Genomic DNA, 25,054 nt, shown 5'->3' with positions numbered 1-25,054 from the left:
CCGGAATAAGTGGACACGCGTCTCGATTGATCTGAGACACGTGTCCACTTAACCCGCGGAGATCCTCGTGGAACTCGCTTCAGCCCTGCTCATCGGCTGCCTGCTGGCCGTGCAGGCGTCCGCGAACCTGCAACTCACGAAAGGCGTCGGGACGCCGTACGGTGCGGCGGCCGTGCAGCTCGGCCTGGCGACGCCGGTCCTGCTGGTCGCCGCCGCGGTGACCGGTTCGCTTCCGGTGAACGGCCCGGTGACCTGGTGGCATCTGCTCGGCGGCCTGGCCAGCCCGCTCTACATCACCAGCGGGATCCTGCTGTTCCCCCGGCTCGGCGCGCTGATGTCGGTCGCGCTGTTCGTCACCGGGCAAATGTTCGCGTCGCTGGCGCTCGATCTGTTCGGACTGCTCGGCGTGCCCGAACGCCCGCTCACGGCGGTGGTCGCGCTGGGTTCGCTCGCCGTCCTCGCCGGGATCACCGTGATCGTCCGCGCCCAGCGGTCCGCACCCGCCGCGCAGCCGGTCGCCGTGCGCGCCGTGGGAAGCGCGGGCGCCCCGCCGTCGCCGGGGCCGCGTGCCGGCGCCGGTGGTGTCGGGTCGGCGCGGGGTGGCTGGCTGGGGTTGGGGCTGGTCGCCGGGGCGGTGCTGCCGATCCAGGGTGCGGTCAACGCGCGTCTGCGTGCCGAGGTGCACGAACCGCTCGCGGTCGCCCTGATCAGCTTCACCGTCGCGACGGTCACGATCCTCATCGTCGTGGCCGCCACCCGCACCCGGTTCCGGCCCGACCTGGGCACGGTCCCCTGGTGGGGCTGGCTCGGCGGCCTCTGCGCCGCGGTCTACGTCACCGGCACGTTCCTGCTGATCCCGACGCTCGGCGCGGCCACGACGATCGCGCTGACCGTCACCGGCCAGCAGCTGGCCTCGGCCCTCGTCGACCACTACGGCGGGTTCCGCCTGCCCCGCCGCCCGCTGACCCGCGCCCGCACCGGCGGTCTCGCGCTGCTGCTCGTCGGCGGCCTGCTCGTCCAGCTCGGCTGACCGCGAGCGGCCCCGGCCTCGTAGTCGAGGCCGGGGCCGGTCACGTCGTCGGTACGCCGCTCAGTTCGTGCTCAGACCCCGTTCGGAGCCCGGCTTGAGCTTGCGGTCGTCGCGGAGCTCGAGGAACGGTTCGTCCGTCGGGTCGTGGCCCGCGGCGATCGCCCGGCCGCGCTCGAGTTCGGCGTCGAGTTCGGCGCCGAGCAGGATCGCGATGTTGCTGATCCACATCCAGACCAAGAACGCGATGACGCCGGCGAGCGTGCCGTAGGTCTTGTTGTAGCTGGCGAAGTTGGCCAGGTAGATCGCGAACGCGATCGACGCCAGGATCCAGAGCAACACCGCGAAGATGCCACCGGGGCTCACCCAGCGGAACCCGCCGGTCTTCGCGTTCGGCGACGCCCAGTACAGGATCGCGAACATCAGGCTGATCAGGACGATGAGCACCGGCCACTTCACGATGCTCCAGGTGGTGACCGCGGCGTCGCCGAGCCCGATCGCGTCCCCGACCACGCGGGCCAGGTCACCGGTGAAGATCACGATCGCCGCGGACACGATCAGCATCAGACCGACCACCGCGGTGACGCCCACCCGGATCGGCAGCGTCTTCCAGATCGGACGCCCCTCGGGCACGTCGTAGACCGCGTTCGACGCACGCATGAACGCCGCCACGTACCCGGACGCCGACCAGAACGCGGCGAGGATACCGACGATCGCCGCGATCCCCGCCCCGCCGGAGCCGTTGACCTGCGTCAACACGGTGTCGACGAGTTCCTGCAGCTGTTTGTTCGGGGCGAGCTCGTTGACCGCGTTCGTCACGGTCTCCTTGCCGTCGCTGCCCAGCAGACCGAGCAGCGAGACGATGACGATCGCACCCGGGAAGATCGACAGGACGCCGTAGTAGGTCAGCGCGGCGGCCCAGTCGGACAGGTTGTCGCTGGAGAACTGCTTGAACGTGCGCTTGAGCGCCGCGAACACCCCCTTGCCCCGCAGTTCGGCGGGGCTGTCGGGGCCGGCGTCCGGCGGCACGGTCGACAGATCGTTCGGCGCGTCGTCGCCGGTGCGGGTGCTCACGGCCGCGTCGAGGTCGTAGTCGTCGGATCTCTCCGCGGTCTTCTCCGCACTGTCCTGCCGACGCTTTCCGAACATGGTTCTCCTCCGAGCTGTCGCACGCTTCTCTCGCGGCGATACCCGGCAAACCGACTCATGAACGTGTCATTTGGCGCGGCGGCCCCGCCCAGTGCGGGCCACCGTCCATTGGGGTCGCGATCACGACCGGTTTGCCGTCGGCGCCGACCACCCAGCCCTGCGCGGGAAGGTCCGGCCACGGAGCACCGGGGAACGGGGCGATCGCGATCAGTCCCGACTCGACGGCGGACAACGCGCGACGCAGCCGGCGCCGCCAGTGGACCTGCATTTTTCACGCTCCCCGATCGACGCGGTCGAGATTACCTTTATCGCCTATCGATCAGGTCTGAATACTCATAAGTCGCGGTTATGAGGTCAACAGCAGATGACACCTACCGGGCCTCGCGCCCGGGCGCGAGGCTGGTGAGTCGACGGGCGCCGCACTCCGGCATCGCGGTGCCCTGGTCGCCCGGCCGCGTCGCGGTCGGCGGTGTGCGGGCTGAGCCGCGGTGCCGGGCTACGGAGGACGGCCGAGTGAGCAAGCAGGTCCAGCGGTTGGACCGTGTGGTGATCCGGTTTGCCGGTGATTCCGGTGATGGGATGCAGTTGACCGGTGATCGGTTCACCTCGGAGACCGCGTCGTTCGGCAACGACTTGTCGACGTTGCCGAACTTCCCGGCCGAGATCCGGGCGCCGCAGGGCACGCTGCCGGGGGTGTCGTCGTTCCAGGTGCACTTCGCCGACCACGACATCATGACCCCGGGTGACCGGCCGGACGTGTTGGTGGCGATGAACCCGGCGGCGTTGAAGGCCAACCTGCCGGATCTGCCGCGCGGGGCGACGATCATCGTCGACACCCACGACTTCACCAAACGCGCCCTGGCCAAGGTCGGATACGCCGCGTCGCCGCTGGAGGACGGGTCGCTCGAGGCCTACCACGTGCACTCGCTGGAGCTGACCGACCTGACGTTGCAGGCCGTCGAGGGCCTGGGGCTCTCACGCAAAGACGCGGGACGGGCGAAGAACATGTTCGCCCTCGGGTTGGTGTCCTGGCTGTACTCGCGGCCGGTCGAATCGACCGTGGGGTTCCTGGAGAAGAAGTTCGCCACCAAACCGGACGTCGCCCAGGCGAACGTGGCGGCGTTGAAGGCCGGCTGGAACTACGGGGAGACCACCGAGGACTTCTCGGTCACCTACGAGGTGAAACCGGCCCCGATGCCCTCGGGGACCTACCGCAACATCTCCGGCAACCTCGCCATGGCCTACGGGTTGCTGGCCGCCGGGCAGCGCGCCGGGCTGCCGTTGTTCCTGGGTGCCTACCCGATCACCCCCGCTTCCGATGTGCTGCATGAGCTGTCCAAGCACAAGCGGTTCGGCGTGCGGGCGTTCCAGGCCGAGGACGAGATCGCCGCGATCGGCGCCGCGTTGGGTGCCTCGTTCGGCGGGGCGCTGGGGATCACCACCTCGTCGGGTCCGGGTGTCGCGCTCAAGTCCGAGACCATCGGCCTGGCGGTGTCGCTGGAACTGCCGCTGGTGGTCGTCGACATCCAGCGCGGTGGCCCGTCCACGGGGTTGCCGACCAAGACCGAGCAGTCGGACCTGCTGCAGGCCATGTTCGGGCGTAACGGGGAAGCGCCGGTGCCGATCGTGGCGCCCCGCTCCCCGAGCGACTGTTTTGATGCCGCGATCGAGGCCGCCCGGATCGCGATCACCTACCGCACCCCGGTATTCGTGCTCTCCGACGGGTATCTCGCCAACGGCTCCGAGCCGTGGCAGGTGCCGACGGTGGACGCGCTGCCGGATCTGCGCACCGAGTTCGCCACCGAGAAGAACCACGGCGAGGAGTTCTGGCCGTACCTGCGTGACCCGGAGACCCTGGCCCGGCCGTGGGCGATCCCGGGCACCCCGGGGCTGGAGCACCGCATCGGCGGCATCGAGAAAGCCGACGGGTCGGGCAACATCTCCTACGACCCGGCCAACCACGACCTGATGGTCCGCACCCGCCAAGCCAAAATCGACGGCATCGCCCGCTCGATCCCCGCCCTCGAGGTCGACGACCCGAGTGGTGACGCCGATGTCCTGGTGCTGGGCTGGGGCTCCACCTACGGCCCCATCGGCGCCGCGGCCCGCCGGGTCCGCAAGGCCGGGATGAAGATCGCGCAGGCCCACCTGCGCCACCTCAACCCGTTCCCGGCCAACCTCGGCGAAGTCCTGCGCGGCTACCAGCGTGTGGTCGTCCCGGAGATGAACCTCGGGCAGCTCGCGCTGCTGCTGAGGGCGAAGTACCTGGTCGACGTCGTCTCCTACAACCAGGTCCGCGGGCTTCCCTTCCGCGCCGAAGAACTCGAAGAGACCCTCACGCACGTGATTGGCATGGCGCGATGACCGACCTCCAGTTCCCGTCCCTGCGGCTGGTGCCGAAGACCGACACCCCGCAGAAAGCCGGCGACTTCAAGACCGACCAGGAAGTCCGCTGGTGCCCCGGCTGCGGCGACTACGCCATCCTCGCCGCCGTCCAATCCTTCATGCCCCAACTCGGCCTCAAACGCGAAAACATCGTGTTCGTCTCCGGAATCGGCTGCTCCAGCCGCTTCCCCTACTACATGAACACCTACGGGATGCACTCCATCCACGGACGCGCCCCGGCCATCGCCACCGGCCTCTCCACCAGCCGCCCCGACCTCAGCGTCTGGGTCGTCACCGGCGACGGCGACGCCCTCTCCATCGGCGGCAACCACCTCATCCACGCCCTGCGCCGCAACGTCAACCTCAAAATCCTGCTCTTCAACAACCGCATCTACGGGCTGACCAAAGGCCAGTACTCCCCCACCTCCGAGGTCGGCAAGATCACCAAATCCACCCCCATGGGCTCACTGGACTACCCGTTCAACCCCGTCTCCCTGGCCCTGGGCGCCGAAGCCTCCTTCGTCGGACGCGCGATCGACTCCGACCGCAAACAACTCACCAACGTCCTGCAGGCCGCGGCCCAGCACGAAGGCTCCGCCCTGGTCGAGATCTACCAGAACTGCAACATCTTCAACGACGGCGCCTTCGAACTCCTCAAAGACAACGCCACCAAAGACGACTGGACGATCCGCCTGGAACACGGCCAGCCCCTGCGGTTCGGCACGGAGAACGAGAAAGGCGTCATCCGCGGAAGCCTCGACATCGTCGACGTCACCGACGACAACGAGAAGGACCTCGTCGTCCACGACGCGCACATCGAGGATCCCTCCTACGCGTTCGCGCTCTCCCGGATCCCGCGCTACACCCCCGTCGGGGTGTTCCGCTCGGTCAAGCGCCCCACCTACGACGCCGAGATGGCCGCACAACTCGACACCGCCCAGGCACGCGGCGGCGCCGACCTCCAGCACCTGCTCCACGGCAACGACACCTGGACGGTTGGATAGACCCGGTGCTGTCTCCGCGGCTCGCCGCCCTCGTCGCCGCCCTGCCGCTGCGCCCGGACTCCCACGTCCTCGAAATCGGTTGTGGGCCGGGCGCGGCGGCGCGTGCCGTCGCCGCCCGGCTGACCACGGGTCGGATCCTGGCGATCGACCGCTCGGCGGCTGCGATCCGCCGGGCCGAGTCCGCCGGCGCCGACGCGATCGCCGCCGGCCGCCTGCGTGTCCGGTGCGTCGCGGCCGAGGATTTTGTCCTCGACCCCGGTGAACCACGGTTCGACCTGGTCTTCGCGGCCCGGGTCGGCGCGCTCGACGGCCGCCACCCGGCCCTCGGCGCGATGGTCCTCCGCCGTCTGGCCGCGTGCACCACGCCGGACGCTCGCCTCTTCGTCGACGGTTCCGAACACCTCGTTCCGCGGGCTTGACAGGATCGTTCCTCGCCGCAACAGTAAACCATATGGTTCACCGTCAGTTCGCGGCTCTGGGCGACCCCACCCGTCTGGCCATCGTCGAACGGCTCGTGCGCGGGCCGTCGACCGCAGGCGACCTCGCGGCGCCGACGTCGATGTCGTTGCCCGCCGTCCTCAAGCACGTCCGCGTGCTCGAGGAGGCCGGTCTGGTGACGACCGTCAAACGCGGCCGCGTGCGCGAATGCCGGTTGCGGAACGACGCGCTCGTCGCCGTGGCCGAGTGGACCGCACGGAACCAGGCGCTCTGGTCGACCCGGCTGGACGCTCTCGGCACTCTCCTGGAGGAATCGTGACCACCGCTCCGCTCCTGTCGTTCGACCTCGACCGCACCTACCCCGCGTCACCCGAACGGGTCTGGGCCGCCTGGACCAACGCCGACCAGCTGGAGCGCTGGGTCCTGCCGGACCCGGAGTGGCGCGTGTCGAGCTGCGAGGTCGACGCCCACTCCGGTGGCGGCTACCGGCTCCGGTTCGGCCCCCGCCCGGACGGCGACTCGTACCGCGAGACCGCGACGTTCACGGTGTTCGAACCGGTGGAGCGCCTCGTGTTCGACGTGCTCACCGAGGGCGACGGCACGTCCGAGCGGTCCCGCTGCACGGTGCTGCTCCGGCCGTCCGGCGGCGGCACCCACCTGGAGCTGACGGTCGAGGGCCTCTCCGGCCCGGAATCGCTCGAGCACCTGCGTACCGGCTGGCAGTGGTGCCTGGAGGGCATCGCGGCCACGCTCGAGGCGACGGCGTGACGGCCACCGGCGCCCCGGTCGCGAGCCGGGCCACGTTCGTCGTCACCGGCCTGGTCGCCACCGTCGTCGCGGCGGTGGCGACCGCGCTCGCGGCCGTGCTCGCGCGGGTCGCCGGCGTCGAGTTCGACGTCGTCGACGGCCAGACGATCCCGGTGCCCGGGTTCGCCGTGGTGGCGGGCTTCTTCTCGCTCGTGGGTGTCCTCATCGCGGCCGCGTTCCGTCGCTGGAGCGCCCGCCCGGCCGCGCTGTTCGTCCGGACGGCGGTGGCCCTGACCGTCGTCTCGCTGGTGCCGCCGCTCGTCTCCGGCGCGGCCGCCGCCACGGTCGTCGCCCTGGTCGTGCTGCACCTGGTCCCGGCGGCCGTGATGATTCCGGCGCTGGCCCGCAGCCTGCCCCGTCAGGGCTTACGGGCGACCGCGCCGTAGACCGACACCAGTTCGTCGGAGCGGTCGGCGAAACGGTCCCGCTCGTCCGGGCGCCAGCGGTGCACGAGCGTCAGCCCGGGGTCGACCAGCTCGAGCCCGTCGAAGAACCGTTCGATCTCGGCCTTCGGCCGGACCTGCATGGTGACGCCCCGCGCGGCGTAGATCGCCTCGACCTTCTTCCACTGCTCCGGCAGGAAGTCGCCGGTGAGGTGCGAGAGCGCGAGGTACGAGCCGGACGGAAGGGCGTCCACCAGCTCGCGGACGATGCGGTGCGGCTCGTCCGCGTCGCCGACGAAGTGCGCGATCGCGACCAGCAGCAGCGCCACCGGCCGGTCGAAGTCCAGCGTCTCCTTCGCGGAGGCGAGGATGCGCGCCGGGTCGCGGAAGTCCGCGTCGAGATAGTTGGTGGCCCCGGCCGGGTTGCTGGTCAGCAGCGCCCGGGCGTGCGCGAGCACGATCGGGTCGTGGTCGATGTAGACGATCCGCGCGCCCGGGTCGATGCCCTGGGCCACCTCGTGCACGTTCGGGGACGTCGGCAGCCCGGTGCCGACGTCGAGGAACTGGCCGATGCCCTGCTCACGCGTCAGGTAGGTGACGACGCGCCGTAACCAGTCGCGGTTGGCGCCGGGCGCCACGTCGCTGGCCGGGTTGGACCGACGGCCCTGCTCGGCCGCGGCGCGGTCGGCCGCGAAGTTGTCCTTGCCGCCGAGGAGATAGTCGTACACCCGCGCCGGATGCGGGACCTCGGTACGCAAGTCGACCACGACAGCTCCTCGTCAGAACGATCCAGTGAGGACCTGATGCTGTCACGGCTCACACGAACTTCGCCTCCAGGTCGGCGAAGAACGCGGCGGACAACGCGAGAAAATCCGCCTCACGCAGCGCGATCGGGTCCCCGACGCGCAACTTCAGCACCGACGTCGCCGGGTCGAGCCGGATCGCCTTGTCGGTACCCATCACGCCGCCGTTGCTGAGCAGCGACATCGCGACCACCCGCACCTCGTTGAGCGGGTTGCCGTCCTTCTTCTCCAGCGTGCGGGTGCGGTGCACGAAGTGGTGCTCCAGCCGCAGCAGCAGGTTGTTGAAGAACATCGGCTCGAAATCGTGCACCGTCGGCGCCGACCCCAGCGTCCGGAACGCGTCCACCTGCGCGGTGATCTCGCGCCGGCAGGCGTCCACGTACTCCTGCGGGTACCTGTTCATCGCCAGCATCGTGTGCCCCTTCGACCGGTCGGTGCACCCTAGGTGCCCCCGGTCGGGCCGCCGCTAATCCTCGACCGGCAGGTGATCACGCACCCACAGCGCCGCTGACGTGCGGTCGGAGACGCCGATGCGCTTGAACGCGTTCCCCAGGTGCACTTTCACGGTGCGTTCGGTGATGCCGAGCGCCCGCCCGATCTGCTTGTTCGCCAGCCCTCGCGCCACCAGCCGCAGCACCTCCCGCTCCCGCGGGCTGAGCAGCGCCGCCGGGTCGGGCGCCGCGCCGGGGAGCAGCGTCCGGGCCACCCGCGGGTCGAGCGGCGCGTCGCCGCGCGCGGCGGCCTGGATCCCGGCCACCAGTTCGCGCGGGTCGGCGTCCTTGAGCAGGTAGCCGGTGGCGCCGGCGGCGAGCGCGTCCCGCACCGAACTGCGTCCCGACGACGACGTCAGCACCAGCACCGTGCTGCCCGGCTGCTCGGCGAGCAACCGCCTGGTCGCCTCCACCCCGTCCATCACCGGCATCGACAGGTCCATGAGCACCACGTCGGGCCGCAACGAGGCCGCGAGCTCGATCGCCCGCGCGCCGTCCTCGGCCTCGCCGACGACGTCGATCTGATCGGCGTCCTCCAGGAGGGACGCGAGCCCGGCCCGGACGAGCGCGTGATCGTCGACCAGCAGTACCCGGATGCTCATAGTTTTTTCTCCAACCGCCAGCGGGTGCCGCCGCCCGGCCGGGACGCGACCGCGAGCATCGCGCCGGCCTCACGCGCGAGATCGGCCATCACCCGCAGCCCGAAATGCCCCTCCGGCCGGACCGCGGCGCTGTCGAACCCGACGCCGTCGTCGGTGATCTCCAGCGTGACCGCCCCGGTCACCGCGACCACGACGTGCGACGCGTCGGCGTGTTTCGCCACGTTGCGCAGGCTCTCCTGGGCCACTCGGAACAGCAGCGCCTCGACGTCGGGCGTGAGCTCCCGCTCGGGCGAGACGGTGATCGCCACCTCGGTGCCGCGCTCGCGCAGACCGGTGACCAGGTCCTCGAGCGCGGCGGCGAGCCCCGAGTCGACGAGCGACGGCGGGTAGATGTCCACCAGCAGCGACCGCATGCTGCCGACCCCGGCCCGCACCGTTCCGGCCACCGAGTCCAGGCGCTCGGCGAGCGACTCGGCGCCGGGCGTCGACCGGGCCTTGCCGGCCGCCGCCGCGACCGCGAACGCACCCGCGGTCAGGTCCTGGACGACACCGTCGTGCAGCGTCGCGGCGATGCGTTTGCGTTCGGAGTCGGAGGCGGCCATCGCACGCTCACGCAGTTGCTCGCGCTGGAGCGTGGCCCGGCGGACCCGCCCGACCAGCGCCCAGGTCACCGGCGCCTGGAGTACCAGCATGAGCAGCAGGCTGCTGACCGTGATGCCGGCGAAGCCCCGCCAGAGCTGACCGCTGCGGTCGGTGACCGCGTCGTAGCGTGAGTAGGTCTCGAACAGCAGGGTCCGGCCGCCCGGCGTCCAGACCGGCCGGTACACCTCGAGCAGCTTGCTGTCGCTGCGCTCGTACTGGTTCTCGGGTTCGTCGAGGTCGCTGACGTCGGCCCGGGTGCGCGGGGTCCGCAGGACAGCGCGCTCGTCGTCGCCGAGCGGGAACGTGCGCCCGATCAGGCGTGGTTCGTCGGAGTAGACGATCCGGCCCTCGGGTGTCCAGATCTTCGTGCGCACGATCGCACCCACCAGCACACCGGGCCGGATCACCGCGTCGAGCCGGTCCCGCGCGGCGGCCGCCGTGGCCTCGTCCGGGGAGAGCAGGGCGTCCTCCAGCGCGGGCGTCACCACCGCACCGGCCAGCAGGTCGGTGACGGTGAGCGCGTCGTTGACCGACTCGGACTCGGCCGCCTGACGGGCGGCGATCGTGCCGGCCGAGGCCGCCACGCCGAACACCACCAGGACGGCGAGCACCGACTGGACGACGATCCGGCGCCAGGACACCACCCGGTCGGCCCGGGCGGCGTCTCCGGCGGCGGCGAGCACCACCCAGTTGTCGTCGGTCACGGGGAGATCCTGGCTCAGTCGTGGTTCGGGCCGTCGTCCGACCCGCCGCGGTCACCGCTCCCCTTGCCGCTGTTGCCGCTGCCCTTGCCGCTGTTGTCGTCGTCCCCGCCGCGGTTGCGCCGGCCGCCGTGGTCGTCGCCGGCCTCGGTCGAGCTGGAGTGGGTGCCGCTGGGGCGCGTGCCGCTGGTGTGGGTGCCGCTGGTGTGGGTGCCGCTGGTGTGGGTGCCGCTGGTGTGCGTGCCCCGGTCGTCGCCGGGTTCGGCGGTGCGGTGGCCCTTGTCGTCACGCTGCCGCAGACCGCCCTTGTCGTCGGCGGACGCCGAGGCCGAGGGCCGCGCCGTCGGACCGTGGCTGGTGGCCGACGGCGACGGGGCCGTCTTGACCGCGACCTCCCGGCTGAGCGCGCTGTTCCCGGTCACCCCGGCCACCGCGGGCGCCGCCGCGGCGAGAACCGCCACCACACCGAGCGCTACGAACGTCGCTTTCATCAGGTCTCCTCCTCGACGCGAAGTGCGATGAGACCTTTGTCCGCCACTTCCGGTTCCAGCCACCAGCCGTCCGGTAGTACTAGTACCACGGTAGCCAGGCCCTGACCTGGGACGTCGCCGCCGGGATCAGGGGTGGCCCGTCATGCCGGGCCTGCCGGTACGCGAGGCGCGGCGGGCCGCCAGAGGCCCATGGTCGGATTGTTGTCGGCTGCGGCGAGTTGAGTATCGGTGAGGGTGCCGGTACCAAGCGCGTTCGCGTCCACAGTGGCGCCCTCCGTCGCGGCCGTCGCCTGGCGCCCTCACCGGAGACGGGTAGTTTGAGGGTGTTCCGGCCCGATGATGATGAGGTGTCGACTTGGTCGCCCAGCCCCCGTCTACGGACGTCGACGAGCGCAACCTGACCGTTGGTCCCAAGAAGGACCAGGCGGCGGGTTTGACGGCAGTTGTCCAGTCGTTACGTCACGCGGGCCGGCAGATGAGCGCCGGGCGTACCCTGCTCACGCTCGCGAAGGTCAACCAGAAGGACGGGTTCGACTGTCCGGGGTGCGCGTGGCCGGATCCGGATCACCGCAGCGTCGCCGAGTTCTGCGAGAACGGCGCGAAGGCGGTGGCCGAGGAGGCGACCGAGCGTCGCGTCGACGCGGACTTCTTCGACGCCTGGTCGGTGGTCGACCTGGCCGACAAGAGCGACTACTGGCTCGGCCAGCAGGGCCGGCTCACCGAACCGATGTTCCTGGCGCGCGGCGCGCAGCACTACCGGCCGATCTCCTGGGACGCCGCGTTCGACCTGGTCGCGTCGGAGCTGGCCGCGCTGGACGACCCGAACGAGGCGTCGTTCTACACCTCGGGGCGCACCAGCAACGAGGCCGCGTTCCTCTACCAGCTGTTCGTGCGTGCGTTCGGCACCAACAACCTGCCCGACTGCTCGAACATGTGCCACGAGTCGTCCGGGTCGGCGCTGGTCGAGACGCTCGGCGTCGGCAAGGGCAGTGTGTCGTTGGAGGACCTGTACCGGGCCGACCTGATCTTCGTGGTGGGGCAGAACCCGGGGACGAATCACCCGCGGATGCTGTCGGCGCTGGAGAAGGCCACGAAGGCCGGGGCGTCGATCGTGGCGGTGAACCCGCTGCCCGAGGCCGGGTTGATGCGGTTCAAGAACCCGCAGAAGGTGTCCGGGGTGATCGGCCGGGGCACGGCGCTGGCCGACGAGTACGCGCAGATCCGCCTCAACGGTGACCTGGCGCTGTTCCGGGCGCTCAACCGGCTGCTGCTGGAGTCCGAGGACGCGCTGGACCGCGCGTTCATCGACGAGCACACGCACGGTTTCGACGAGTTCGCGGAGGCGACCCGGGCGTCGGAGTGGCCCGAGCTCCTCGAAGCCACCGGGTTGCCGCGCGAGCAGATCGAGCGCATCCACCAGCGCGTGCTGGGCTCGGAGCGGATCGTCGTCTGCTGGGCGATGGGGCTCACCCAGCACAAGAACTCGGTGCCGACGATCCGCGAGGTCGTGAACTTCCTGCTGCTGCGCGGCAACGTCGGCCGGCCCGGTGCCGGGGTCTGCCCGGTGCGCGGGCACAGCAACGTGCAGGGCGACCGCACGATGGGCATCTACGAGAAGCCGTCGGCCGCGTTCCTCGACGCGCTCGGCACCGAGTTCGGGTTCGCGCCGCCGCGCGAGCACGGCTACGACGTCGTCGACTCGATCCGGGCGATGCGCGACGGCGTCGTGAAGGTGTTCCTCGCGCTGGGCGGCAACTTCGTGTCCGCGACCCCGGACACGGCCGTGACCGAGGCCGCGCTGCGCCGGACCCGGCTGACCGTGCAGGTCTCGACGAAGCTCAACCGGTCGCACACGATCACCGGTGAGCAGGCGCTGATCCTGCCGACGCTCGGGCGCACCGAGGTCGACCGGCAGGCGGGCGGGCCGCAGTTCGTGACGGTCGAGGACTCGATGAGCGCGGTGCACGCCTCGCGTGGGCGGCTGACGCCGGCGTCGGCGCAGCTGCGGTCGGAGGTCGCGATCGTGTCCGCGCTGGCCGAGCGCACGCTCGCGAAGGCACGCCGGGTCGAGTTGCCCTGGGAGGAGTTCACCGCCGACTACGACCGGATCCGGGAGCGGATCGCGCGGGTCGTGCCCGGTTTCGAGAACTTCGTCGAGCGCGCCGAGGAGGGTTTCGTGTTACCGCACGGGCCCCGGGACTCGCGGACGTTCCCGACCGCGACCGGCAAGGCGAACTTCACCGCGAACGCGCTCGAGGTGCTGCGGGTGCCGCCGGGTCGGCTGATCCTGCAGACCGTGCGGTCGCACGACCAGTACAACACCACGATCTACGGGCTCGACGACCGCTACCGGGGGGTGCGCGCGGGCCGCCGGGTCGTGTTCGTCAACCCCGCCGACCTGGCCGAGCGGGGGATCAACGACGGTGACCACGTCGACCTGATCAGCGAATACGCCGACGGTGAGCGGGTGGCGGAGAACTTCCGGGTGATCGCTTACGACACCGCTCCGGGGTGCGCCGCGGCCTACTTCCCGGAGACCAACGTGCTGGTCCCGCTCGACTCCACCGCCGAGGTCAGCAACACGCCGGTGTCGAAGTCGGTGGTCGTGCGCTTGGAACGCCGCTAGGGCGGTGCGGAGGGGGCCGCCCTGGGAGCAGCCCCCTCGCGGCCCGCCCGGAGCCCGCCGAGTCTATGTCCACAGCGGAGCGGGAATTCCCGGCTGTCGCGATCACGACAGTCAGCCGCGCCGGCTCCACTCCTCGGCCAGCAGTTCGTAGGAGCGCACGCGGTCGGCGTGGTCGTGGGTGATCGTGGTGATCACCAGTTCGTCCGCACCGGTCGCATCACGCAGCTGTTCGAGCCGGGCGGCGACGGTGGACGGCGCGCCGACCAGCTGGGTGTCGATCCGGTCCTTGACCAGCTCCCGGTCCTCGTCGGTCCAGGTGGTCGCGGCGGCATCGGCCGGCGTGGGGTAGGCGATCGCGCCCGCGCCGGTGCGGATGCTGCGTACCCAGGGCGCGTACCCGGAGGCGAGCACCGCGGCCTGTTCGTCGCTCTCGCCGACCACGACGTCCGCGGAGACGCTGACGTAGGGCCGGTCGAGCGTGGCCGAGGGTTCGAACGCCGCGCGGTAGGCCCGCACCGCGTCGATGACCGTGCTCGGGCTGTGGTGGTAGCTGGCGACGAACCGCAGCCCGTTCGCGCCGGCCACGGTGGCGCTGGACCCGCCGGACGCGCCGAGGATCCAGACCTCGAGCGCGGCGCCCTCGCCGGGGAACGCGTGGCCCGCGGGGTGGACGCCGGCCAGCAGGGCGAGGACGTCGCTGATCTGCTCCTCGTAGCCGGGGGTGTAGGCACCGGGCTGCTGCAGCAGGTCGAGTTGCGCGGTGATCTTCGCACCGGCGGTGGTCAGCAGCCGGCTGACGTCGTACTGCTTGGGCAGGAGCAGGCCGTTGCCGGTGCGTTCGTCGGTCCGGTGCGCTCCGCCGCCGCGGCTCTTGAGGTACGCGTCGGCGGCCGCGGCGATCGCCGGTTCGGGGGTGGGCTTCTGGCGGCCGAACGAGCGGCCGATGCCCAGGTCGATGCGGCCGGGGTAGGCGGCGTCGAGCAGCCCGAACTCCTCCACGGTGGCGAGCGGCTGGCGGTGGCCGAACTGCACACCGGCCGACCCGAGCCGGATCGTGGACGTGGCCGCGGCGGCCAGCGCGATCGTGACGGCCGGGGAGGCGCCGAGCACGCCGGGGTTGAGGTGGTGCTCGGCGAACCAGTACCGGCGGTAGCCGAACCGTTCGGTCTGCCGGGCCAGGTCGATGGCGTTGCGTACCGCGGTGGCGGTGCTGTCGCCGCTGCTGCGGGGGACGAGGTCGAGAACGCTGAGCGGGGTACTGGGCAAGGCCGTCCTCCCTATCAAGCCGATAGGGATACTGTAGCCGCGCGATCGCCGCCGGTCTAAGCGTCGGCGCGGGCCCAGCGCATCGTGGTGGCCACGGCGGCGTCGCCGGGTTCGCCGGTGGCGCTCAGGCCGGCGATCACGCCCTCCTGATCGGCCTCCGGGCGGTTCTGGCTGAGCTTGGCCTTGCCCTCGACCCGGCTGATCACCAGCTCCAGCCCGACGATGGCCCGCAGCTGCCCGTCGATGAACTTCTCCGGGGCGTCGGTGACCTGCCACGGCTCGTCGCGGAGCGCCTCGTGGGCGTCGGTCAGCCTGGTCACCAGGGTCCGCAGCCACTCGACGTCGTCGTGGGCGACCAGCCGCCCGTGGACGTGCAGCACCTCGTAGTTCCACGTCGGCACGACCCGCCCGTGTTCACGCTTCGAGGCGTAGAAGCCGGGCGAGACGTACGCGTCGGGGCCGGTGAGGATCGCCAGCGACTCGGCGTCGGGCAGGTCGCGCCAGTGCGGGTTGTTGCGGGCCACGTGACCCAGCAACGCGTTGCGCCCGGCGTCGAACAGCAAGGGCAGTGGGGTGGACCGGAGACCCTCGGCGGTGGGCGTCACCAGATGCGCGAAACCACCGCCGCTCAGGAGCGCGGCCTGGCGGTCCGCCGGAACGGCGAAGTGCGACGGGACGTACATTCCCCGACCCTAACCCGGGCCGGGCCGGTGGTTCACCGGCGTCGGGCGTAGTAGGTGCGGCTCGTCTGCGGGAACAGCAGAACCACCAGCAGGGCGACGCCGAGCGCGAGCCGGACCGCGTCGGCCCAGTGGTGGGACTCGCCGAACGCGGGGGCCGCGACCAGCACGGTGAGCGTGGCGGCGATCGTTACCAACACGTACGCGAGGTGGCGCCCGCGCCAGAGCCCGGCCATGAGCAGGCCCCACACGCCGAGTTCGAGCAGCGGCACGAGCGCAGGGACGTCGCGGTCGAACAGGCCCTGCGTCGCCAGGTAGGCGGAGTGCACGGCGTAGAGGCCGGCCAGCAGCGTGGCGATCACGACCGGCGCGGGGCGGGTCGGTGCGGCGTGCAGCGGGACGACGTTCATGCGGACCCTCCGGGTGACGTTCCAGGACGTCCATCAGGGTCCGGGCCGCGGGCGCGACGAATGGTCACCGCCGTGACACGAGCGCTGTACCGGTGGCAACAAAAACGCGTGGGAGCCCGGCCGGGCTCCCACGCGCGCGGGGCTTACTTCGACGGCTGGGGCGTCGAGCAGTTCACCTTCGGGTTGAGCCCGAAGTAGTTCAACGGACCGGCGACGATCGTGACGAGGATCGTGCCGGTCTTCGCGCAGCTGGCTTCTCCGCCGGAGAAGTAGTCGCGCTGTGCGGCAGCGATGACGCCGATCAGCAACCAGATCACCACGACAACGCTTCCGATTCGCATGGTGCGACCTCCTGGGGTGGGGGCATCCGGGCGGGGGGTTGGTGATGCCCGCAAAAACTGATCCCCCTATTCCCCGTTGGGAGCGCAGCCAAGCAGTAACTACCCGTGTCAGGAATTCCTCGTCAGGCGGGTGCCGCCGAGGGTCCGTCCGCGTGCGGCGAGGAACGCGACCAGGCCGTCGGGCTCGTCGCTGGCGAGGAACACCCCGCGCGCGCTGATCAGCACCTCGTCCGCGTGCTCGACGCAGCTCCAGGCCGAGGCCCCGGAGCCATCGGCGAGCTTCACCTCGGCGGGGGCGGGACAGTCGGTGCCGTCCGGCCGGCCGATCACACAGCGGTCGGGAACCCCCTGGATCACGCGGGAACCTTAGTGGGTCGGCGGAGCCCCTGGTTAGCGGGGCGGCCCGCCTCCGGAACGGTCGGGCCAGGCGGGCCTAGTCGAGCACGACGAGTGCGCTCAGGAGCGCCAGCCCCGAGCCGAGGAGCATCGAGAGCCAGCGCGGTGGCGGGCGGCGGCTCACCCGCCCCACCCAGCCCCGGTGCACTCTCGCCACCGGTCTTCCCCGGCGACGCTGGTGCTGGTGGACCCGTGGCCGGCAGGAGGAACGGCCGGTCGGTCCGGCGTGATGGGCGGCAGTCATGTGACGAACAATGCCCTGTGTCGGCAAGTGCACCCTTCGTACCAGCTGAGGATCTGCCCAGACTCACGTCCGGCCGGCCCACTCGTGGTTCGGGCCGCGGTGCACGGCGGCGTAGACGGCGTTACGCAGGCGGTTGGCGTGCGCGGCGGTGAGCGCGCCGGTCGGGGGGCGCAGGGTCAGGCGCAGCAGCACGTTCCACTCCTCCGGGCCCAGGCCGAGCCGTTCCCGCACGGCCGGTGGCAGGTCGGCCCAGGGCGTGGCGCCGAGGATCTCCACCGACTCCAGCGACTCGGCGTCCGCACCCAGGGCCCGTCGCACCGTGTCGCCGAGCAGCTCGGCGTCGGGGGCGCCGTCGACGACGATCGACAGGTCGCGGCGCACGGCCGGCTGCCGCGACACCGGACGCCACGGCGCCAGGTCGAGCATCTGGACGGCCACGCGCGGATCCGCCGACCGCAGCAACCGGATGTCGTCGATGCCCTTGCGCAGCATCAGCGCACGGTCGAGCCCGATCCCCATCGCCAGCCCTCCGGAACGCAGCCCCGCCCGGTCGAGCACCGCGGGTGCGATCAGCCCGCACTCCCCCAGCTCCACCCAGCCGTCCGGCGTCCCGACGTCGATCTGCCGGCCGGCACACGTGTACGGGTGGGACGCCGGCGTCAGCCGCCACCGCGCTCCGGGCAGCAGCGTCGACACGACGCGCGCCACCAGGTCGTCGAGATCGCCGGGAGAGGCCGGGGACGGCGTGACCCGCCACAGGTCCACCTGGTGCGGCGCACCGACGTGCAGCCGGTCGATGACGTCGCGGCGGTGGACCAGGCCGGGCAGCACCAGCAGGACGTCGGGCACCGGGTCGGCCGCCAACCGGCGCAGGGCCGGCGGGACACCGGCCGAGGTGTGGCTGCGGAGCATCACGTTCTCGCCGACGTACCGGCTGTACCGGGCGTCGCGGGTGACGGCGTCGGGCGGGTAGCCGAGCCGGTCGTAGTTGTCCTCGACGGACACCAGCGGCGAGGGCCGCAGGACACGCACCGGACAGCCCCAGTCCGCGGCCACGAGGGCGTCGAGCAGGAGTTGGAGGGCGTGCCGGCCGCCGGCCGGATCGGTGAGGTCACGCAGCCGCAGTGCGGACACGAGTTCGGACGTGTTCAACGGGACTCCTCGTCAGCGATGGAAGGGAGGAAACCCCCGGCTGACGAGCCCGTGCGCTACCGAACGATCGCGGCACCCGCACGGCTGACCGGCAGCCGGGGGTGATCAAAGAAGGTGCGCACGTGATCCACGGTACGCCGGAGCGCTAGCCGATTAGGGTCCGCAGCGTTTCGGCGTTGCGGACGGCGTGGCCGTGGCCGTCGTTGTTGAAGTACGCCCACACCTCGTGCCCGGACGCGGCCCACTCGTGCATGCGGTCGGCCCACCAGCGCAGGTCGTCGTCCGAGTACGAGCCCGCGTAGAGGTGCTCCCGATCCGGGCCGTGCAGCCGCACGTAGACGAACGGCGCGGTCGCGCGCAGGACGCAGGGCAGGTTCGCGCCGCTCATCACGACGTACGCCGCGCCGTGTTTCTCCAGCAGCGCGAACACCGCCTCGTCGTGCCAGCTGGGGTGGCGCAACTCGACGGCGGTCGGCACCCACGAGGGCAGCGCGCCGAGGAAGTGGTCGAGCCGGGCGTCGTCACGCTGGTGGGCGGGGTGGGTCTGCACGAGCAGCACCCCACGTTTGTCGCCGAGCTCGTGCCAGCACGACGCGATGCGTTCGATCCAGACCTCCGGTTCGCGGAGGCGTTTGGCGTGGGTCAGCCCGCGCGGGGCTTTGACCGTCAGGCGGAATCCGTCGGGCAGGCGCTGCCGCCAGCCGGCGAACGTCTCGGTGCGCGGCCAGCGGTAGAAGCTCGCGTTGAGTTCGACCGTGGAGAACCGGCCGACGTAGTGCGCGAGCCGATCGCGCGCGGGCGTGCCCGGCGGATACAGCACGTTCTCCCAGTGGTCGTAGCTCCACCCCGACGTCCCGATGTGCACGCGGCTGGGTTAACCGTTTTCCGGCTTTTCAGACCCGATGAACGTGCGGCTCACCTCGGCCAGCTTGCTGAGCACGTCGCGGACCGCGTCGAGGCTCGTGACGTCGAACGACTCGAGGACGCGGGTCGTGGCGTCGGACAGCGGGCCGTAGATCTCGGCCAGCTTCTCCTCGTGCTGACCGGTGGTGCGTACGTACACCTTCCGGCGATCGGACGCGTCGCGGTACCGCTCGACGAACCCGCGCTTCTCGAGCCGGTCGATCAACGCCGTGACCGCGGACGTGCTCATGCCGGTGACCTCGGCGATCCGCCCGGCGGTCAGCGCCTCCTCGCGGGCGGCCAGGTCGAGGCACTTCAGGTCGGTCGGGTTGAGACCGAACCGCTCGGCGACGGCCTGGTGCAGCACGAGCGCCAGCCCCGACTGCAGGCGCAGCAGATCGCCGATCGACCCGATCAGCTCGTCACGTCTTGACACGGCGTCCTAACATCTCGACAGACAGGAAATCTCGATTGATCGAGACTTCCTGCTTCCAGAATGATTCTACCGAGGAGAAGTGCGATGAACGACGAGGCCGCCGTCCGGTCCCTGTTCGACTCCACCCTCACCGCCTGGAACAGCGGCGACGCCGAGGCCTACGGAAACGCGTTCACCGAGGACGCCGACTACGTGATCTTCACCGGGACGCACTACCGGGGCCGGCAGGTGATCGTCGAGATGCACGCGGCGCTGTGGCGTCGGTACCTGAAGGGCAGCCGGCTGCTCGGTCACGTCACCGACGTGCACTTCGTCACCGACGACGTGGCGGTCGTGACGAGCGTCGGCCGGGTGCTGAAGTCGCGGTTCAGCCGGCGCAAGCCGGACAAGGCGCAGACGTTCGTCGCGGTGCGGCGAGAGGGCGCGTGGAAGTTCGCCGCGTTCCAGAACACCACGCGCCGTCCGCTGCTGGAGTGGATCTCCGCACGCAGCGACCCGCACCTGGCCCCCAACACCCCGCCGATCCCGGCGACTCTGAGCCGACCGAAGACCTCCTAGGTATCGGCGTCCTGCGTGTCGGTTCGCCGGGCTGAGCGGTGCGGCGGGTCGGCCGGTGGTCAGAGCGGTGGTCAGCGGGACTCGTCGATCCGTCGCACGGCTTCGGTCGCCTCCAGCAGCGGGGCGCCGGTCCGCCGGCGGTAGATCCGCACGGCCTCCGCCAGGCCCTCCCCGTCGAGGGCGGCCACGACTTCGGTGCGCACCGCGTCCGGGTCCACCGTCCGTCCGGCGTGCTCGCGCCGCGCCCGGCGCGTGAGGTACGCCGAGACGATCAGCAGGACGATGCCGGCGCCACCGATGATTCCGATCACGGTCCAGTCCATGTCGGACATCATGACGGCTCGGCGCCAGCGCGGTAGCGGCCCGGAGTGACCCCGATCAGTCCGGCGAAGGCCTCGATGAAGCTGCTCGGGTTCGCCCACCCGCACCTCCGGGCCACGCGGGTCGTGTCGTGGCCCTCGGCCAGGAGTACCAGCGCGTGGTAGATCCGCACCTGCGTCCGCCACTCGGGGAACGTCAGGCCGAGTTCGTCGTGGAACAACCGGCTGAGCGTGCGCGGGCTGGCCCCGACCCGGCGCCCGAGCTCGGGCAGCGACGAGGTGTCTCCCGGCGACCCGTACAGCACCCGTGCGACCGCGCGTCACCGGTCGTCGCGTGGTTCGGGCAGCTGCAGCCGCTCCTCGTCGGCGCGGCGTAGTTCGTCGGCCAGGACGCGGCGCAGGCGGGCCCGCGCGCCGCGGTCGTCGCGGCGGGCGCGGTCCGTCAGCGCCAGCAGGAGCTCGCGGGCGAGGCCGGTGGCGGCGAAGACCACCGGCGCGGCGGGCAGGGTGCGGGCCAGGGACGCGGGCAGGAAGACGATGCGCATGTCGGTGCGGCCGTGCGCCCGGTGGTGGTGGGCGAACCCGGCCGGGGTCCAGGCGACGCGGTTGGCCGGCACGATCGACGTGCCGCGTTCGGTGTGCACGGAGAGCACCCCGCGGGCGGCGTACACCAGGTGTCCGCGGGGATGCGTCCGCGACGCACTGGCTCCCCCCGACTCCCACAGGTGCACCCCGGCCGACGGCCACACCCACGAATCCTGGCGTCCGTCCGGCATCAGTTGGCGTCCTTCCGGTAGTCGGCCACGGACGGCCCCGGCGAGGGTAGCCGCATGACGACGATGCGTGCAGCGGTGTGCACCGGGGCCGGTGGCCCGGAGATGCTGGAACTGCGTGAGGTGCCGGTACCGGACGTCCGGCCCGGGTGGAGTCTCGTCCGGGTGGACGGCGCGGGGCTGAACCGGTCGGAACTGCGGACCCGGCCGGGGCACTCCCCGAGCGTGGTGTTCCCCCGCTTGCTGGGGATCGAGTGCGTGGGGGTCGTGGCCGCCTCGACCGACCCGGCGCTGCCGGAGGGGACGACGGTCGCGGCGGTCATGGGCGGGATGGGCCGGGACTTCGACGGCGGGTACGCCGAGTACGCGCTGGTGCTGAACCGGCTGCTGATGCCGGTCGTCACCGACCTTCCGCCGCTCCTGCTGGCCGCACTGCCCGAGACGTACCTGACGGCCCAGGGTGCGCTGGACACCCTCGGGCGGCCCGAGCGCCTGCTCGTCCGGGGCGGGTCGTCGTCGGTGGGGACGGCGGCCACGGCGATCGCGTCGGCGTCCGGGATCGAGGTCGCCGCCACGACCCGCCGCCCGGACAAGACGCTCCGAACCGATCGCGGCGGTGCCCGCGGGCACGAAGCTCACCGCGTTCCACAGCGGCGCCGGGGCCGGTGACGCGGCGGCGTGGCAGCGGATCGTGCACGCGGTGGAGACCGGCGTGTACCGCGTGCACCTCGACCGCGTCTTCCCGCTCGAGGACGTCGGGGCGGCGCACCGCTACCTGGAGTCCGACGCCGCGACCGGGAAGGTGGTCCTGTCCGTCGCCGGAACGCCGGGTCAGCGCGGGGATTCCTGCGGGTGCCACCAGGGCTCGGTGACGTCGCGGTAGGCCACCGGGCGGAAGTCGTGGTACGGGGCGGGGGCGGCGTAGTGGCTGCTCACCAGGAGGTGGTTGGGGTTCTGGAACCAGCTGAAGTTCGGCGGCGCGGCCGCGTCCGTCTCCGAGGCCGGCGCCTCCAGCGCGGGTGCGGTGGACAGCCGCGACGGGAACGCGGTGCGCGCGAGGAACACGATCGCCAACGCCACCGCGGCCAGGCTCAGCCCGACGCCGGGCAGCACGTCCAGGTAGCCGGCCCGCACGATCCGCTCCCCCAGGAACGAGCCGCCACCGATGCCGATCTGGAACGCCACCACGTACACCGCGGACGCCGCGTCCGCCGACTGCGGTGCGACGCGTAACACCGCGGCCTGCATGATCACCGGCGAGGCCGTCATCGCCGCGCCCCAGGCGAGCACCGCGACGATCGTCGGCGCCGGCCCGAGCGCCGGGACGAGCAGGGCCAGCGCGGCGATCATCACGCCGATCAGGACCTTCAGCAACGGGCCCGGACGCCGGTCGACCCACCGTCCGATGAACCAGTTCCCGACCAGTCCGGCCGCGCCGAAACCGAGCAGCAGCGCGCTCAGCGCCGGCCCCTCCAGCCCGGCGTTGCGCCGGACCAGCGGCGCCAGGAACGTGTAGGCGCTGAACAGACCGGTCATCAGCACGATCGTGGCGAGCGCGACCGCGACCAGCGGCCGCGACCGCAGCACCAGCACCGCGTTGCGCTGACGTTGCCAGGCCGACGTGCGCAGGTCACCCGGCAGCGGCGGCAGCGCCGGGAGCTGCGTCAGGATGCCGACGACGCAGAGCGCACCACCGACCGCGAGCGCCGCCAGCACGACCCGCCAGCCGAAGTACTGGCCGAGCGCGGTGCCGACCGGGACGCCGACCACGATCGCCAGCGAGTTGCCGAGGAACACCCAGGCGGTCGCGCGACCGCCCTGCCCCGGTCGTACCAGCCGGAACGCGATCGGGGCGACGGTCGCCCAGAAGATGCCGTGCGCCAGTGCGCAGGCGAGCCGGGCCACGACGAGCAGTTCGAACGTCGGTGCCAGCGCCGAGGCCAGCTGGGACAGCCCGAAGATCGACATGCCGATCGCGATCAGGCGCCGGCGCGGAACCTGCATGGTCACCGCGGTCAGCGGGATCGACGTCAGCGCGGCGACGGCCGCGTAGATGGTCACCAGCAGACCGACGTCCGCTTCGCTGACCGACAGGTCGGCCGCGATCTCCGGCAGCAGCCCGACCGGTATCGCCTCGGCGGTCACGTAAACGAACGTGGAGGCACCTAGAGCTGTCAGGGCAACACGGTGGTTCACGCTGGTGAGAGTAGGCACACAGCTAAGAGTTAATCGTGATTTTAGAGCGATTGGTGTTACGTTTGCACATCGTCGCAGGTCAGGGCAGTTGCATGGGGCCACTGGGGACAGTGTCCGACCACGCCGTCCGGGAAAGACCGGGAAAGCCCACGACCGCGATGACCAGCGCACCACGACTTTCGCGACGACCGGCGGGGCGGGCCGCCCGTGCCTCCCGGACCCCGCCGGCCGGAGGGTCACTCCGCGTGGCCGTAGGCGCCGGACCGGATGTCCTCGAGCAGCGTCGGGCCGGTCGGCGTCCAGCCGAGCAGTTCGCGGGTCCGGGCGCTGGAGGCGTACATGTCGAGGCCGAAGAAACCGGCGATGAACCCGAAGTGCTCGTCGGCGTCGGCGGGCGCGATCGAGGTGACCGGCAGCCCGAGCGCCTCGCCGAGCGCCTCGGCGATCGCGCGCGTGGAGATGGCCTCCTCGGCGACCGCGTGCATCCGGGTGCCCGCGGGCGCGCGCTCGAGGCCGAGCCGGATCAGCCGCGCGGCGTCCGAGCGGTGCACCGCCGACCAGCGCGTGGAGCCGTCCCCGATGAAGCCGGACACCCCGCGACGCCGGGCCGCGTCGGCGAGGAACGTGACGAAGCCCCAGTCCCCGACGCCGTGCACCGAGGGCGCGAACCGGACGATGACCGACCGCACCCCGCGTTCGACGTGGTCGAGCGCGAGGTTCTCGCTGCCGCCCCGGTCCGCGCCCGGGCCGACCTCCGGTGAGGCGTCGGTCTCGACGGCCGCGCGGTCCTTCACCAGGCCGGACAACCCGTTGGCGAGGACGAACGGCTTGGCGCTGCCGTCGAGCGCGCCGAGGATCGACTCGACCGCCGCGCGCTCGGCCCGGTCGCTCTCCGGGCCGAAGTCGTGCTTGTTCGCCAGGTACACGACACCGTCCGCCGCGTCGGCGCCGCGGCGCAGCGCGTCCACATCGTCCAGGTCGCCGCGGAGCGCGGTCGCGCCCTTCGCGCGCAGCGCCGCCGCCGACTCGTCCGAGCGGGCCAGGCCGGTGACCTGGTGACCGGTGGCCAGCAGCTCGTCGACGGTCGCGGAGCCGATCCACCCGGTCGCTCCGGTGACAAAAACACGCATGATCGTTTCTCCCTTAATCGGGCCCCGTTTCGAAGCACCGTGTATCGAAAGGTAGCACAGAAACGAGTCATGGTGTCTCGGTATTATCGGCGCATGAACGAACCGAAAGGGCCCGGGGGCCGGCCGCGGAGCGAACAGGCCCGCGAGGCCGTACTCCACGCCGTCGACGACCTGCTGCTGGAGGTCGGTTACGCCGCGCTGACGATGAAGGGCATCGCCGAGCGGGCCGGCGTCGGCAGGCAGACGGTCTACCGCTGGTGGGCGACGAAGGCGGAGGTGCTGTTCGAGGCCAGCGTCGCCGACGCCGCGGACGAACTCGCGGTCCCGCCGGCCGGGACGCCGCTGGCCGACGTCACCGCGTACCTGGACGCCTTCGTGCGGTTCCTCGCGCACTCACCGGCGGGCATCGCCTACCGGACCCTGCTCGGCGCCGCGCAGCACGACCCCGCGGTGAAGGAGCTGATCGGCACCCACGACACCCTCGTGGCCAGCGCACGCGCGGTCGTGGAGCGGGTCCGGCCCGGCCGGGACGTCTCCGATCAGGAGGCCGCCGCGTTGATCGGGCCCGCGCTGCTCTGGGTCATGACCGGACGCGACCCCGCGCGGCTCGACACCGGCGAGCTGGCCCGGGACTTCCTCCGGGCCGGCCGGGGCGCGCCCTCCGCCCGGTAGGTGGACACCCGGTCCGCGGTCGCGGGAT

The 25,054-nt window shown here is 71.5% G+C and carries 27 protein-coding genes and 2 pseudogenes; 11 read left to right on the top strand and 18 right to left on the bottom strand.

Translation table 11 applies throughout. The features are described 5' to 3' along the window. Positions 1–67 precede the first annotated feature (67 nt). Positions 68–1,030 (top strand): DMT family transporter, encoded by a 963-nt coding sequence (locus tag ABD437_RS17180; RefSeq protein WP_344649849.1) that lies wholly within the window; start codon positions 68–70, stop codon positions 1,028–1,030. Positions 1,031–1,090: 60 nt separating this feature from the next. Here the strand turns inward: ABD437_RS17180 and ABD437_RS17175 are convergent, their stop codons facing one another. Continuing rightward, positions 1,091–2,176, bottom strand: a complete 1,086-nt coding sequence (locus ABD437_RS17175; protein ID WP_344649848.1) for a YihY/virulence factor BrkB family protein — start codon at positions 2,174–2,176, stop codon at positions 1,091–1,093. Between the two features lie 348 nt (positions 2,177–2,524). Here ABD437_RS17175 and ABD437_RS17170 point away from each other — a divergent pair, with 348 nt between their 5' ends. From ABD437_RS17170 to ABD437_RS17145, 6 genes are read left to right on the top strand one after another with little or no spacing between them, the layout of a single operon-like run. Next, positions 2,525–4,540, top strand: a complete 2,016-nt coding sequence (locus ABD437_RS17170; RefSeq protein ID WP_425558170.1) for a 2-oxoacid:acceptor oxidoreductase subunit alpha — start codon at positions 2,525–2,527, stop codon at positions 4,538–4,540. Next, positions 4,537–5,565, top strand: coding sequence for a 2-oxoacid:ferredoxin oxidoreductase subunit beta (locus ABD437_RS17165; RefSeq protein ID WP_344649847.1), 1,029 nt, complete (start codon positions 4,537–4,539; stop codon positions 5,563–5,565). The genes ABD437_RS17170 and ABD437_RS17165 overlap by 4 nt, the downstream gene beginning before the upstream one ends. After that, positions 5,562–5,984, top strand: a complete 423-nt coding sequence (locus ABD437_RS17160) for a class I SAM-dependent methyltransferase (RefSeq protein WP_344650161.1) — start codon at positions 5,562–5,564, stop codon at positions 5,982–5,984. Before ABD437_RS17165 ends, ABD437_RS17160 begins: the two co-directional genes overlap by 4 nt. Before the next feature lie 32 nt (positions 5,985–6,016). Further along, positions 6,017–6,322 (top strand): ArsR/SmtB family transcription factor, encoded by a 306-nt coding sequence (locus ABD437_RS17155; protein ID WP_344649846.1) that lies wholly within the window; start codon positions 6,017–6,019, stop codon positions 6,320–6,322. After that, positions 6,319–6,771 carry an SRPBCC domain-containing protein gene (locus ABD437_RS17150; RefSeq protein ID WP_344649845.1) on the top strand — a complete coding sequence of 151 codons (453 nt, stop codon included), beginning with the start codon at positions 6,319–6,321 and terminating at the stop codon, positions 6,769–6,771. Before ABD437_RS17155 ends, ABD437_RS17150 begins: the two co-directional genes overlap by 4 nt. Next, complete coding sequence (locus ABD437_RS17145; RefSeq protein WP_344649844.1) at positions 6,768–7,196, top strand: DUF6069 family protein; 429 nt, start codon at positions 6,768–6,770, stop codon at positions 7,194–7,196. The genes ABD437_RS17150 and ABD437_RS17145 overlap by 4 nt, the downstream gene beginning before the upstream one ends. Here ABD437_RS17145 and ABD437_RS17140 read toward each other — a convergent pair. The 5 genes from ABD437_RS17140 to ABD437_RS17120 form a co-directional block, all read right to left on the bottom strand. After that, positions 7,169–7,960 carry an SAM-dependent methyltransferase gene (locus ABD437_RS17140; protein WP_344649843.1) on the bottom strand — a complete coding sequence of 264 codons (792 nt, stop codon included), beginning with the start codon at positions 7,958–7,960 and terminating at the stop codon, positions 7,169–7,171. The genes ABD437_RS17145 and ABD437_RS17140 overlap by 28 nt on opposite strands. A gap of 49 nt (positions 7,961–8,009) precedes the next feature. Further along, the gene (locus ABD437_RS17135) at positions 8,010–8,399 is read right to left on the bottom strand and encodes a hypothetical protein (RefSeq protein WP_344649842.1); all 390 of its coding nucleotides are present in this window, start codon (positions 8,397–8,399) and stop codon (positions 8,010–8,012) included. A 63-nt stretch (positions 8,400–8,462) separates the two neighbouring features. Beyond that, a complete protein-coding gene (locus tag ABD437_RS17130; RefSeq protein ID WP_344649841.1) occupies positions 8,463–9,089 on the bottom strand; it encodes a response regulator in 627 nt (208 codons plus the stop codon). Beyond that, complete coding sequence (locus ABD437_RS17125; protein ID WP_344649840.1) at positions 9,086–10,435, bottom strand: sensor histidine kinase; 1,350 nt, start codon at positions 10,433–10,435, stop codon at positions 9,086–9,088. The genes ABD437_RS17130 and ABD437_RS17125 overlap by 4 nt, the downstream gene beginning before the upstream one ends. A gap of 14 nt (positions 10,436–10,449) precedes the next feature. Then, positions 10,450–10,923: a hypothetical protein gene (locus ABD437_RS17120; protein ID WP_344649839.1), complete on the bottom strand. Its 474-nt coding sequence runs from the start codon at positions 10,921–10,923 to the stop codon at positions 10,450–10,452. Between the two features lie 355 nt (positions 10,924–11,278). Between ABD437_RS17120 and ABD437_RS17115 the strand changes: the two genes are divergently transcribed. Beyond that, complete coding sequence (locus ABD437_RS17115; protein WP_425558169.1) at positions 11,279–13,549, top strand: FdhF/YdeP family oxidoreductase; 2,271 nt, start codon at positions 11,279–11,281, stop codon at positions 13,547–13,549. A gap of 111 nt (positions 13,550–13,660) precedes the next feature. On the opposite strand, the gene ABD437_RS17110 is transcribed toward ABD437_RS17115, so the two are convergent. The 8 genes from ABD437_RS17110 to ABD437_RS17075 all read right to left on the bottom strand — a co-directional run bounded on the left by ABD437_RS17110 (position 13,661) and on the right by ABD437_RS17075 (position 19,377). Beyond that, entirely contained in the window at positions 13,661–14,815 is a 1,155-nt protein-coding gene (locus ABD437_RS17110; RefSeq protein ID WP_344649838.1) for an LLM class flavin-dependent oxidoreductase, read from the bottom strand. A 56-nt stretch (positions 14,816–14,871) separates the two neighbouring features. Further along, positions 14,872–15,498: an FMN-binding negative transcriptional regulator gene (locus tag ABD437_RS17105; RefSeq protein ID WP_344649837.1), complete on the bottom strand. Its 627-nt coding sequence runs from the start codon at positions 15,496–15,498 to the stop codon at positions 14,872–14,874. A gap of 32 nt (positions 15,499–15,530) precedes the next feature. Further along, positions 15,531–15,905, bottom strand: a complete 375-nt coding sequence (locus tag ABD437_RS17100; protein ID WP_344649836.1) for a hypothetical protein — start codon at positions 15,903–15,905, stop codon at positions 15,531–15,533. A gap of 143 nt (positions 15,906–16,048) precedes the next feature. Further along, a complete protein-coding gene (locus tag ABD437_RS17095; protein ID WP_035856003.1) occupies positions 16,049–16,246 on the bottom strand; it encodes a hypothetical protein in 198 nt (65 codons plus the stop codon). 108 nt (positions 16,247–16,354) lie between these two features. Next, the gene (locus ABD437_RS17090) at positions 16,355–16,603 is read right to left on the bottom strand and encodes a hypothetical protein (protein ID WP_344649835.1); all 249 of its coding nucleotides are present in this window, start codon (positions 16,601–16,603) and stop codon (positions 16,355–16,357) included. Between the two features lie 346 nt (positions 16,604–16,949). Further along, on the bottom strand, positions 16,950–18,038 hold the full coding sequence (srmL, locus tag ABD437_RS17085; RefSeq protein ID WP_344649834.1) for a PheS-related mystery ligase SrmL: 1,089 nt from the start codon (positions 18,036–18,038) through the stop codon (positions 16,950–16,952). A gap of 145 nt (positions 18,039–18,183) precedes the next feature. Beyond that, positions 18,184–18,903, bottom strand: coding sequence for a DUF72 domain-containing protein (locus tag ABD437_RS17080; protein WP_344649833.1), 720 nt, complete (start codon positions 18,901–18,903; stop codon positions 18,184–18,186). A gap of 9 nt (positions 18,904–18,912) precedes the next feature. Beyond that, positions 18,913–19,377: a MarR family winged helix-turn-helix transcriptional regulator gene (locus tag ABD437_RS17075; RefSeq protein ID WP_344649832.1), complete on the bottom strand. Its 465-nt coding sequence runs from the start codon at positions 19,375–19,377 to the stop codon at positions 18,913–18,915. Positions 19,378–19,461: 84 nt separating this feature from the next. On the opposite strand from ABD437_RS17075, the gene ABD437_RS17070 reads away from it, so the two are divergent. Continuing rightward, a complete protein-coding gene (locus ABD437_RS17070) occupies positions 19,462–19,935 on the top strand; it encodes an SgcJ/EcaC family oxidoreductase (protein ID WP_344649831.1) in 474 nt (157 codons plus the stop codon). A 71-nt stretch (positions 19,936–20,006) separates the two neighbouring features. On the opposite strand, the gene ABD437_RS17065 is transcribed toward ABD437_RS17070, so the two are convergent. Together ABD437_RS17065 and ABD437_RS17060 are read right to left on the bottom strand one after the other, a co-directional pair. Then, positions 20,007–20,258: a hypothetical protein gene (locus ABD437_RS17065; RefSeq protein WP_344649830.1), complete on the bottom strand. Its 252-nt coding sequence runs from the start codon at positions 20,256–20,258 to the stop codon at positions 20,007–20,009. Between the two features lie 8 nt (positions 20,259–20,266). Beyond that, a pseudogene (locus ABD437_RS17060) lies at positions 20,267–21,031 on the bottom strand (AraC family transcriptional regulator). A 54-nt stretch (positions 21,032–21,085) separates the two neighbouring features. Between ABD437_RS17060 and ABD437_RS17055 the strand changes: the two are divergent. Continuing rightward, positions 21,086–21,911, top strand: a pseudogene (locus ABD437_RS17055) (zinc-binding dehydrogenase). Here ABD437_RS17055 and ABD437_RS17045 read toward each other — a convergent pair. Both ABD437_RS17045 and ABD437_RS17040 read right to left on the bottom strand, forming a co-directional pair. Further along, the gene (locus ABD437_RS17045; protein WP_344649827.1) at positions 21,860–23,224 is read right to left on the bottom strand and encodes an MFS transporter; all 1,365 of its coding nucleotides are present in this window, start codon (positions 23,222–23,224) and stop codon (positions 21,860–21,862) included. The pseudogene ABD437_RS17055 and the gene ABD437_RS17045 overlap by 52 nt on opposite strands. Before the next feature lie 236 nt (positions 23,225–23,460). Beyond that, the gene (locus ABD437_RS17040; RefSeq protein WP_344649826.1) at positions 23,461–24,354 is read right to left on the bottom strand and encodes an SDR family oxidoreductase; all 894 of its coding nucleotides are present in this window, start codon (positions 24,352–24,354) and stop codon (positions 23,461–23,463) included. A 93-nt stretch (positions 24,355–24,447) separates the two neighbouring features. Between ABD437_RS17040 and ABD437_RS17035 the strand changes: the two genes are divergently transcribed. Then, complete coding sequence (locus ABD437_RS17035; RefSeq protein WP_344649825.1) at positions 24,448–25,026, top strand: TetR/AcrR family transcriptional regulator; 579 nt, start codon at positions 24,448–24,450, stop codon at positions 25,024–25,026. The last annotated feature ends 28 nt before the right edge of the window (positions 25,027–25,054 follow it).

Source organism: Cryptosporangium japonicum (genome assembly GCF_039524755.1).
Taxonomy (GTDB): domain Bacteria; phylum Actinomycetota; class Actinomycetes; order Mycobacteriales; family Cryptosporangiaceae; genus Cryptosporangium; species Cryptosporangium japonicum.
Note: the sequence above shows the minus strand (reverse complement) of the source record. Positions and strands in the feature narration are given on the sequence as shown.